The organism is Afipia sp. OHSU_II-C1 (assembly GCF_000497575.1).
Classification (GTDB): domain Bacteria; phylum Pseudomonadota; class Alphaproteobacteria; order Rhizobiales; family Xanthobacteraceae; genus Afipia.
Map to the genome: position 1 here is coordinate 53,412 of NZ_APJI01000021.1, position 10,742 is coordinate 64,153.

Below are 10,742 nucleotides of genomic sequence, written 5' to 3' on the forward strand. Positions count from 1 at the left end.
CATCCCCTCCTTGATATTCTCATTCACTTCCTGCCTTGAAGTTCGCCTTCATGATGTTGCGCTGACCGGATAGCTCCGCGAACGTTTGCTGCTGCTCAAGCCACGCGCGGTAATCCTTCTCCTCTTGAACGATGACCTTACCTCGCATCTGAGCATGCGCCAGGCCGCAAAGCTCAGCGCAAAGAACCTCGAACGATCCTGTCCGCGTGGGGGTGAACCAGAAATAGGTGACTGAGCCCGGCACCATGTCCATCTTGGCGCGGAATTCCGGCACGTAGAAATTGTGCAGAACATCGATCGACCGCAGCAGCACCTTGACCGGCTTGCCGATCGGCAGATGCAGATCGCCGTTTTCGATCACGATATCATCCTGTCCGGCGGAATCCTTGGGATTCAGACCCAGAGGATTTTCGGCACTGACGTTGCGGGCATCGGATGTACCGAGCCGGCCATCCTTTCCCGGAAGACGATAACTCCAGCGCCACTGCTGGCCCATGACTTCAATTTCCGTGGCGTCGGCCGGCACGGTGACGAACTGGTGCCAAACCACCAGACCCGGTGCGAGCATGGCACCGACACCGATCGCGGTTCCTATGGTAAGCCACCATTCAAGCCTTTTGTTCTCCGGCTCGTAGGCAGCCTGCCTTCCCTCCTTGTGATGGTAGCGGAAGACGCAATAGGCCATGAAAGCAACGACAGCGAAGAACACCGCTCCGGTGATCCAGAACGTCATCGTGATTGTATCGTCGATGTAGCTCCAGTTTGAAGCAATCGGCGTCCACCACCAGGGACTCCAGAGGTGGAACAGCACGGAAGCGACCGCGACCAAAAGCAGTATGAGTGCTACAGCCATCCCTTGTTCATCCTTGCCTCTAGAGGCTACGGACAAGACTTAAGGGGCACGGCTCATGTCGACATGGATGGCACAACTTTGACCTAGCCATCGCAATGCTGGCCGCCTTGCCCCCTTAACCGGTCGCAACATCGAACCCGACGTAATCATTTTAAGAGCGGTTCAAGCCGGTCGGGGTCTATTCACGATCGCTGGTGTCATTGAACTGCGGGCATTACCACCAGAGGATGTTCCTCGGCAGGCTTGATTGTCAATAGACCGGGTTATGCGGATGAATGATGCTTGTTGATCGCGGCGTGGGCGTGCGATGCCGCATTGCAATCTGGATCAGCCAAGTGCGCTGCTTCCACGGTGGCAAATTTTGCAGATGCACAATGGAGCTAACAACGCGTGCTATTCTTATCAGGCTGCGCTATACTTGTTTCACAGGTCGCGACCCGCTTTTGCTCGGCAAAGCTCTTTCGTGAACTTGGCCGTTTGTCTGGTCGCCATTTCTGCGCACGAAGGCGATTGAACGTCGCTTGAAAAAGACGCCCAATCTCGCCGGTGCGAACGCATGGGAGATTGTGACCATGGCCACACCGTACTCCGACAATATTTCACAGGCTGGACCAGACGCGTCTTATAACGCAACAACGCCTGTCGTTCGCGACATCCGCACATCTGACCTGCGTGAAGCCTTGCGGCTGGGCTGGGAGGACTTCAAGGCGATTCCAAGTCACGCGATTATCCTGTGCATTATCTATCCGGTGCTTGGACTTTTGATAGCGAGGACGGTGCTGGGCTATTCGGTACTGCCGCTCCTGTTTCCGCTGGCCGCTGGATTCGCGTTGATTGGCCCCTTCGCCGCGCTTGGTCTTTATGAGCTCAGCCGCCGCCGCGAACGCGGGGAAGAGCCTTCAGCGTGGGACGCTTTTGCCGTGTTGAGATCACCTTCCTTCGGAGCGATGCTCGGTCTGGGTGTGATCCTGCTCATTCTCTTTGTTGTCTGGGTCACCACCGCAGATTCTATTTACGTTGCGATCTTCGGCAACACCCCTGCTGCAAGCATTCCCGATTTTGCCTCACGCATTTTCACGACCAAGGAAGGACTAAAGCTGATGGTGGTCGGATGCAGCGTCGGCTTCCTGTTCGCTGTCATCGCCTTGTGCATCAGCGTTGTGGCGTTTCCGCTGATGCTCGATCGACATGCAAATACGATCGACGCAATCCGGACCTCGCTGCGGGTTGTGATGAAGAATCCTGTTGCCATGGCAACGTGGGGACTGATCGTTGCCGCGCTGCTGGTGATTGGATCGATCCCACTGTTCCTGGGTCTCGCCGTCGTTCTTCCGGTACTCGGACATGCGACCTGGCATCTATATCGCAAAGCACTGGAGCCGGATCCAAATCCCTATCAGGAACCACCCCGCGCGCCAAAAGGACGGCGTTATGCGGCGGATTTCCCGGCTTCTCTGCTCCCCTGGGGGCGCGACAAGCCGTAAAGCCAACCGCCGCCGAGCCGTTTCCGCTGTGACTCCGTCGTCAACAGCGGAAACGCTTGGGCTGTTACACGCCTAGTGCTCGCCCGTCGCTACGCGGATCGTGGGCTCCGGTCATCCGTCCATCGGCTTCGATGCGGATGGCGCCGGGATGTCCGGCGAGCGGACTTTGCGCAGGAAGCGGACTCATTTCGTGACCCCGCTCCGCAAGTTTCCTGAACACTTCTTCACCGGCGTCCTTTTCCAGCTTCAGGCTGTCGCGTGAATCGGAGAACGTCTTGCCGAGAAGGAAGCGCGGCCGGGATAGCGCGGTGAGCGGGTCCATATTGTAGTCGATCAGCCGTGTCAGCACCGCTGCAAGTGTTTGCGGCTGACCATCCGCGCCCTGTGTTCCGTAGAGAAGATGAGGTCTTCCTTGTTTGAGATACATGCCCGGATTGAGCGTGTGGAACGGGCGCTTGCCTGGCTTGAGGCAATTCGGGCTCGCGGGATCGAGATTGAATGAGGCGCCGCGGTTGTGCCAGAGAATTCCAGTGTCGCCTGCGACCATGCCACTGCCCCAGTCGAAATAGACCGTTTGCAGCATACTGACGCAATTTCCGTTCTGATCCGTTGCCGCGATATAGACTGTGTCCCCTCTCTTGAAGACGTGCGGCCAGGACATCGCCTTTTCCATGCTGATGGCCTTGGCATGAGCATCCAGGCTTTCCTTCGAAAGCAGCCGGTTGACGGGAACGTCGACGAACTCCGGATCGGCAATGTAGCGATTGCGATCGATGAAAGCATACTTCACGGCTTCCACCATCAAATGATAATGATCCGCGCTTCCTTCCGGATATTTTGCAAGATCGAAACGATCAAGAATGCCCATGATCTCGAGGGTGGTGATGCCTTGCGTCGGCGGGCGCAGCCCGACTAGTTCGCCGCCGCGATAGCTGACACGCAAGGGAGCTTCATCGCGTGCACGGCAGCGAGCGAGGTCTTCGGCTGTCAGCGGCGAGCCGATCTTCTTCAACCCGGAAACGATGCGTTCCGCGAGCTGACCTTCGTAGAAATCACGCCCGCCATTTGCGGCCAGCATTTCCAGAGAATTGGCGAGCTCGGGCTGCACCAGCGTTTCGCCAATTTCCGGCATCTTCCCGGCTGGCATAAAGATGCGCTGAACGTCGGGCCAGTCTTTCAGATTCTTGGTTTCAAATTCCTGCCAGAAACGCTGCGAAGGTGTGACGGGAAATCCTTGGCGAGCATATTCGATCGCGCGGTCGAACAGCGACGCCCAGCTCAGCTTGCCGCTCCATGACTTGCGGCTGAAGTCGAAAGCCTGATCCCAGGTATCGACAGTGGCAGCAGCGGTCAGCGTCGATCCGGGGCCCCGTATCGGCACGCTGCCGCTGTAATTCGGAGGGTTTGCAGCAGCCTGCCCCACCCCGGACAATGTGCGGATGTTGCCCCTGCGATCGCTCATGACCATGAACGAATCACCACCAAGACCTGTGAAGTGCGGGTAGGTCACGCAAAGAGTCGCGCCGATGGCGATGGCGGCCTCAATGGCATTGCCACCCTTCTTCAGGACTTCAAGGCCAGCGTGCGTGGCCAGTTCGTGCGGGCTTGTGACAATGCCCTTTGTGGACTGGGCAAGCGCCGACGGATTGGAGAGCGCACGTACCGGGGTCGGCATCGCCGCCGCAACAGCCGCAAACGCCGACGAGACAAGAAGCTCTCTTCGCGAGAGGGCTCTATTCGTGACATGGTTCATTGGTGATCCCTTCCCATTTGCCGGCGTGGCGAGATCGTCAAGGCGCGATCATTGAATCCATGCCAGGGCGAGTTACGGTTCTTTTCTCCCAGTCAGCGAAGCTTTTTTTATTGTGAGTACGAAAGCGGCTATGGGTTCCGCACGATATGCGTTCCTGTTTCGCCGCGCAGTGCAGGCATCGCATGATCAAGGTGACTGATAATCGCCCGCTTGCCGCCGCCTTCCAGGAAGCGGATCGCCGCATCGACTTTCGGCCCCATGCTACCGGGCGGGAAATGCCCCTCCTGGTGATAGGCCTTGATTTCATCGAGCGTCACCTCCGCAAGCTCCTTCTGGTTTGGCTTGCCGAAATTGATCGCGACGCGCGGCACCGCCGTCAGGATCAGCAACTCGTCGATATCGAGTACGTTTGCGATATGCGCGGAGGTCAAATCCTTGTCGATGACCGCGGGCACCCCGGTGCGCACGCCCTTCGCATCGCGGATCACCGGCATGCCGCCACCGCCACCGGCAATAACGATAGTCCCGCGCTTGACCAGTGCATCGACCAGCGAGATGTCGCAGACATGCTTTGGCTTCGGAGAAGGCACAACGTGTCGCCAGCCGCGACCTGAATCCTCTCGCATCGCCCAATTCAGTTCCTTGCTGATGTTCTTGGCTTCATCTTCCGTAAAGAAAGGCCCGACAAATTTGGTCGGGTTGCGAAAGGCCGGGTCATCAGCATCGACTTCCACCTGAGTCAGGAGACTTGCGACGTGCCGCTGGTTGCCCTGTTCGCGTAATGCGTTTTCGATCGCCTGCATCAGGAGGTACCCGATCCCGCCCTGACTATGCGCCACGCAGATATCCATCGACATCGGCGGAATGCGGCTCATGGTCAGCATCTGACGCATCATAATTTTGCCGACCACGGGGCCATTGCCGTGCGTGATCACCAACTCATTGTCGATCTGGGCCAACGGCAGCAAGGCTTCTGCGGTCTGCTGCGCGACGGATTTCTGCTCTTCGGAGGTGCCGCTGATGTCTTCCGGATGCACGGCGTTCCCGCCGATGGCAATCACAAGGCGGCGCGGAACTTCATTAAGTGTTCGCATAACGGCTCACCTTCATGTCATTGGCAGCGAGAGCAAGCACGAGGTCGCAAGCCTGCGCGTTCGACGGCGCGACCATAACGCCCGCCGCCTCCAGACGCCGGACCTGTGCGGAGCGCACCTGCGGATCGAGCTCGGTGCCGGTCACCGAAGCGACAATGACGGGCGCGCTATCAGCTCGATCTGCCACGATCTCCGACAGATGTGCCGCAGGATCGGCATGCGCGCCGTAACCGATCACGAGATCGACGAGAATGACCGCAACCTCAGGATCGATCAGTGCCGCACGCAAGGCATCATCGCGTACCGACGGATCAATCATCGGATGCGGCCGGCCCTGGGTATATTCATCAGCCCCGAGATCGATGATCCGATCCCGGCCAACGCTCTCTGGCGCATCGAGATAAGGAACGTTGGGAATCGCCGCGTTCGACGCCACCTTCCGTCCGCCAGCTCCAAGGATGACCTGCGCTTCGGCGCAGAGTGTTCCTCCCGCAAACAAACCCTCGATCCGTCGCTCCCCTCTGCGCCGGGGCAAGCGCGTGGCCAGCTTCGTGACATTGAAGTTGCCGCCGATAGTCCGGCCCCCAAGCGCGAGTTCCGCCGCGTCCTTGAGAGTACGCGCAAACTTCGCATTCGGCGGAAGATCGGCCGTAGCTGCGCCGATGAAGCACACCGTGTACGGCTTCGGACTTCGGGCAATGCGCGCGATCACGATCTTCGCAACATCCGGATGCGGCGGCTTTGAAATCAGCACCACACGATCTGTCTCTGGATCGGCATCCAGCGCGTCCATGGCCATCAAGGTGGTAATGCCGCCGATTTCCTTTTTCAGATCACGACCGCCAACACCGATCGCATGCGAGATGCCCTCGCCTGCTTCCGAAATGAGACACGAGACTTCCTGCGTGCCGGTTCCTGACGCGCCGATAATTCCGATCCTGCCGCGTTTCAGCTTGTTGGCGAACGCCAGCGGCGCACCGCCGATGATCGCCGTGCCGCAATCCGGCCCCATCATCAGCAACCCCAATTCGCGTGCATGCAGCTTCAGCGACAACTCGTCTGCGATCGAGACGTTGTCACTGAACATCAGCACATGAAGTCCGCGGTTGAGCGCCTTGCGGGCCTCCGCCGCGGCGAACTCACCGGGAACGGATATCAGCGCCAGGTTGGCGCCTGGCGTGGCCTTGGCTGCGGCACCGATGCTACGTGGTCGCCATGCGGCTGTCTCGCCCGAACCTTGTGTCTTCGGCTTGTCGAGCGCCTTGAGCGCATCGCCAAGCGCGGCCCGCGCCGCCTGCTCACTCTCGGCCTTGACCGCAAGGATGAGATCGTTGCCCAGTGCAGCGACATCGCCGTCAAGAAGTCCCGCGTTACGCATGATGGCCACATTGGACGGCGTCGCCATCATCAATGCGGCTTCCAGAATGCCGGGTGCCGAAGCGATCTCACGCGACAACCGCATCAGCGCGACGGAATCCAGATAGAAACCTTTTCGAATCTCATTCAGAACGAACGCGCTCATGATACCCCCAGGTCTTTCGCAATAGCCCGAACGGCTTGCTGGAAGCAGGCCATCGGCGCCTTCACCACGCCGGCCCCCACCTGTCCGATCCCCGGCTCTCGATGGGCAATGCCGGTATTGATCACTGGCGCCAGTCCGGTTTCGACCACCAGCCGCACATCGATTCCGGTCGGAACGCCGGCGAAGTCGAGCGCGGCGATCGTCCATTCAGGATTCTGTCCCACCGTGATTTCGCCCATCGCTCGCGTGAAATTTCCCGCTGACGACGGCGCACCGGCACCGATGAAGCCCGCGACTGCTGGTGACGCGGCCATGGCAAAACCACCAAGGCCGATAGTCTCCACAATGGCGGAGTCACCCATGTCAGGATTGGCGTCCTTTTCGGAATAGCCCGCGAAATACAGCCCCTCCGGCATTTCGACAGGCGCGGTGAACCATTGGTCACCGAGGCCACTGACCCGCACACCGAAGTCGGTACCGTTGCGGCACATGGCGGTGACGATGGTTGAGCCGCGAATGCCCTTCGCCGGATCGGTCATTGCCTTACCCATGGCCATCGCGATATTGAGAAAGAACTGATCGTTCTGCGCAATGAAGGCGATACAGTCGGCGAGAATTTCGTTGTCAGTCGAAGTTCGCGCCAGCGACGGCCCCACCTCTCTCAGAAAAACGCTCGAGCAGGCGAGATTGCGTTGGTGCATCTCGTCGCCCATCGAGAGACCGCGCGCGATGATCGACTTGAGTTCAATTCCGCCTCGCGCCCGGATCGCCCTGGCGAGTACCGGTCCAAACACATCGCGCAGCCAGGCGAGACGCGCCAGCACACTCGCGTCATTCCCGCCGAAACGCATCACCTTCCCAAGGCCTTCGTTGATCGCGCAATAGGCACGGTTCGAGAATCGAGTGTTCTCGACGACGAAAAGCGGCATCGACACGGTTGTCATGCCGGTCATCGGACCGACCGCGCCGAAATGATGGTTCGGATGAAATTCGATACCGCCGCCAGCCGCCAATTCGGTAGCGGCATAGAGGTCAGGTGCCCAGCCTTCAAACACGATCGCGCCAGCGACGGCGCCCCGCATCGGACCGCACATCTTGTCCCAAGTGATCGGCGGCCCGGCATGAAGGACCATCCGGTCCTTTAATCCCTTCAACACATCCCGTGCCGGAACGATATCGATCAGCTTCGGCTCGCCCTCGAGAATGCGCGCCAGCGCCTGCTTGTTTGCGTCTTCGATCAGCTTCATGAACGCCCCCTCATACGCCAAGCTTTGCGAGCAGCGCGGCCATCTCGGGATCACCGCCGGCCGGGGGCGACCAGTCGACGTGGACGACCTCGATGTCGCAATCGCGCAGATCCTTCACAAAACCTTCTAGCCCGACGTTCACGACTTTCACGTCGCTCGTCAGCAGAACCTGGTACGGCGCATTTTTCTGGGTTGCCACGAACGTTATTCCTCCACTCTCTTCGTCGACGCCTCAAGATTAGTAAGAAAATTCTTACTTTGTCAAATGTCAATGCAACAGAACTTCATGGATCCGATGAAAGTCATGAGTGGATAAAGGATGCTGTAACAACAGCGTTGAAGGCCGCCTGCGGGGCGCCAGGCCATATCGAAGACGCCGCGTGATCGGCTCACGAGATCACACCTCAGCTATCAGATTCCGACGACGCCACACCGCAAATCGCAGCTATCTCGCGGCGACCACGCCATCGCTGCGGGGGTCGCTTGCACCCTCAAGCAATCCGTCCGGATGCCGCACGATTGCACCAGCGTGTCCCATGAATTCCTCGAATGCGCCCACGACCTGCACGTCGTGCCCAAGGTTGCGCATCGCCTCGATCGTTCCCGGGTCAAAGCGGGATTCGATTTTCAGATTGTTGTTGACCTCGCCCCACGTTCGGCCGAGCAGCCAGCGCGGAGCCGTAACTGTCGACTGGAGATCCTGGCCGTGCAGCGCATAGCGCGAAAAGATTGCGGCCTGTGTTTGCGGCTGTCCTTCGCCGCCCATCGTGCCATAGGACATCAGGCGGCCATCGCTCAGTTCTGCCATCGCAGGCTGGATGGTGTGGAAGGGCAGCCGCGACGGCTCCAACCGGTTTGTATCGTTCTCACCGAGGCCGAAGCTTGTTCCGCGATTTTGCCAGGTCACGCCACTCTGAGGAAGAACGACACCCGAGCCGAACTCCCAGTAAATGCTCTGAATGAAGCTGACGCTTAGGCCGCTGCGATCGGTCGCAGCGAGCCAAACCGTGTCGCCTTGCTTGGAAGGATCCGGCCACGGGGCAGCGCGTTCGGGAGCAACAGTTTCGTCGAGAGCCGCGAGTGCCTCGTCCGTCAGGAAGTCGGCTGCAGTTCGCTCCATGTAATCGGGGTCCGTCACATGCCGGTTGCGGACACGGAACGCCGCCTTGGTACATTCAACCAGCCGGTGCAAATAATCGACGCCATCGGCCACGTTGGCGATACGTCGCGCGTAAAGCCCTAGGATCAAGAGCGACGCAAGACCTTGTGTCGGCGGCGGCATATTGAAGACCTTGTGACCGGCCACATCGAGCGACAACGGGGTTACCAGCGTGGCCTGATGACGCTCAAGATCAGCCAGGCGGATCGGGCTGCCAGCCTTTTCAAGATCCGCGGCCATCGATCGGGCGAGATCACCGCGATAGAAATCCGACAAGCCCGCTTGCGACAGGCGCGCGAGGGTGTCCGCGACGCGTGGCTGCCGCAGCTTTGAACCCACAGCAAGAGGAGCGCCATTCGGCAAATAGACGTCGGCGAAGCCCGGCACGTCCTGCAGCTCGGGGCGCTTCTTCTTGATGTTTTCGTGCAGGGTTTGCGGAACCGGCACGCCTTCCCACGCGTAGCGAATTGCGTCCTGCAGTAACCGCGACATCGGCAAACGACCGCCGTGCTGCCGACGGCTGAGATTTTGCGCCTTATCCCAGCCGTCAACGGTGCCAGCAACGGTCAGCGCCGCCAGCGGACCACGTCCCGGAATGGCTGTACATCCACGCTGCCGGTACCAGTTGCGATCAGCTGCCATCGCCGAGCGCCCGCACGCCTGGATTCCGATCGGAGCCGATCCCGGCTTGCCGATCAGCCAGAAACTATCCCCGCCGAGGCCGTTCATATGCGGATAAACGACGGCGATTGCCGCAGCCGAGGCAATCATTGCCTCAATCGCATTGCCGCCGTCCGACAGGACGGAAAGACCGGCCTGGGCCGCAAGGTGATGCGGCGCCGTGACCATACCTCGATAGCTTCTTTTCGTCTGCAACATCAGAACACTCCGCAGAAGAATAAGTAATAATATTTTTACTTATTAATCGTCAAGAGCTCAACATACGAGTAACCCGACGCGATCGGACGGCGCAGCTTTGAGAACACATTGACGCTGAAAGCATCACTCAGCAAAGAAAGGGCTGCTCCGGGCACGGCCCGGAAGCAGCCAAGTTGGGAGAAATCCGTCGGACGTGGAGGCGCTAAATATTACAGAGAACCGCAGGCACCTCTTCACAGGCGAAATACCGTTCGACAGCCCTCATCACCATCAGGGCACCCGCAAAGCCATCCCTGCCCGAACTGTGTCCGATCGCCGATACCGCGGCCAAAGCCGGCGCCACACGATATCCATCACCCTGAATGGTGGCCTGAATTGCAGCATGCATCGCGGCGGCTCCATAACCCTGCGCCGCCGTCTGCAAATGGATCCTGCTAATGTCGTTGGTGCGACCAAGATGATTGCGGAAGGTACTCCAGAGCACATCCCGGATATTCGGTAAATCGAGTTCCGCGAGCGCAATCAGTGCGCCTCCGACCAGGTCATCACCCGACGGTGTGAGACCGGGTCCAAGGCCGATCAGATTTACAAGTGCAGAACAGTCGACGGGAGACGGCGTGCGTTCATGGAGCGCGTCCATAACGATTCGATCAAGAGCAACGATTCCCGGCGCAGCGGCGATAACAAGTGGCGCAAGCTTCGTTGGAAGTTGAACACATCCCACCGCCCCCAACCCCGCCTCCCCCGGACC

Annotated in this window: 9 protein-coding genes; 1 reads left to right on the forward strand and 8 read right to left on the reverse strand. The window is 59.3% G+C overall.

Annotated elements, in window-relative coordinates:
* Window positions 1-19: 19 nt before the first annotated feature.
* Window positions 20-853, reverse strand: a complete 834-nt coding sequence (locus tag I554_RS0121790) for a cytochrome c oxidase subunit II (RefSeq protein WP_024575837.1) — start codon at window positions 851-853, stop codon at window positions 20-22.
* A 572-nt stretch (window positions 854-1,425) separates the two neighbouring features.
* On the opposite strand from I554_RS0121790, the gene I554_RS0121795 reads away from it, so the two are divergent.
* Window positions 1,426-2,337, forward strand: a complete 912-nt coding sequence (locus I554_RS0121795; RefSeq protein WP_024575836.1) for a DUF2189 domain-containing protein — start codon at window positions 1,426-1,428, stop codon at window positions 2,335-2,337.
* 64 nt (window positions 2,338-2,401) lie between these two features.
* Here I554_RS0121795 and ggt read toward each other — a convergent pair whose 3' ends face one another.
* From ggt to I554_RS0121830, 7 genes are all read right to left on the reverse strand, one after another.
* Window positions 2,402-4,012, reverse strand: coding sequence for a gamma-glutamyltransferase (gene ggt, locus I554_RS0121800; protein ID WP_244432828.1), 1,611 nt, complete (start codon window positions 4,010-4,012; stop codon window positions 2,402-2,404).
* Between the two features lie 206 nt (window positions 4,013-4,218).
* Complete coding sequence (arcC, locus tag I554_RS0121805) at window positions 4,219-5,151, reverse strand: carbamate kinase (protein ID WP_244432827.1); 933 nt, start codon at window positions 5,149-5,151, stop codon at window positions 4,219-4,221.
* Between the two features lie 19 nt (window positions 5,152-5,170).
* The gene (fdrA, locus tag I554_RS0121810; protein ID WP_024575833.1) at window positions 5,171-6,706 is read right to left on the reverse strand and encodes an acyl-CoA synthetase FdrA; all 1,536 of its coding nucleotides are present in this window, start codon (window positions 6,704-6,706) and stop codon (window positions 5,171-5,173) included.
* Window positions 6,703-7,953 carry a DUF1116 domain-containing protein gene (locus I554_RS0121815; protein WP_024575832.1) on the reverse strand — a complete coding sequence of 417 codons (1,251 nt, stop codon included), beginning with the start codon at window positions 7,951-7,953 and terminating at the stop codon, window positions 6,703-6,705. The genes fdrA and I554_RS0121815 overlap by 4 nt, the downstream gene beginning before the upstream one ends.
* A 10-nt stretch (window positions 7,954-7,963) precedes the next feature.
* Window positions 7,964-8,152, reverse strand: coding sequence for a hypothetical protein (locus I554_RS0121820; RefSeq protein WP_192817782.1), 189 nt, complete (start codon window positions 8,150-8,152; stop codon window positions 7,964-7,966).
* A gap of 246 nt (window positions 8,153-8,398) precedes the next feature.
* Window positions 8,399-9,991, reverse strand: a complete 1,593-nt coding sequence (locus I554_RS0121825; protein WP_024575830.1) for a gamma-glutamyltransferase family protein — start codon at window positions 9,989-9,991, stop codon at window positions 8,399-8,401.
* Between the two features lie 202 nt (window positions 9,992-10,193).
* Window positions 10,194-10,742, reverse strand: a 549-nt coding sequence (locus I554_RS0121830) for a DUF2877 domain-containing protein (protein ID WP_024578192.1), incomplete at its 5' end; no start/stop codon positions are given.

Bases quoted from the DNA above. Each gene is read 5' to 3' on its own strand.
- I554_RS0121790 (WP_024575837.1), bottom strand. From the start codon at position 853: ATGGCTGTAGCACTCATACTGCTTTTGGTCGCGGTCGCTTCCGTGCTG.
- I554_RS0121825 (WP_024575830.1), bottom strand. From the start codon at position 9,991: ATGTTGCAGACGAAAAGAAGCTATCGAGGTATGGTCACGGCGCCGCAT.
- fdrA (WP_024575833.1), bottom strand. From the start codon at position 6,706: ATGAGCGCGTTCGTTCTGAATGAGATTCGAAAAGGTTTCTATCTGGAT.
- ggt (WP_244432828.1), bottom strand. From the start codon at position 4,012: ATGCCGACCCCGGTACGTGCGCTCTCCAATCCGTCGGCGCTTGCCCAG.
- I554_RS0121815 (WP_024575832.1), bottom strand. From the start codon at position 7,953: ATGAAGCTGATCGAAGACGCAAACAAGCAGGCGCTGGCGCGCATTCTC.
- I554_RS0121795 (WP_024575836.1), top strand. From the start codon at position 1,426: ATGGCCACACCGTACTCCGACAATATTTCACAGGCTGGACCAGACGCG.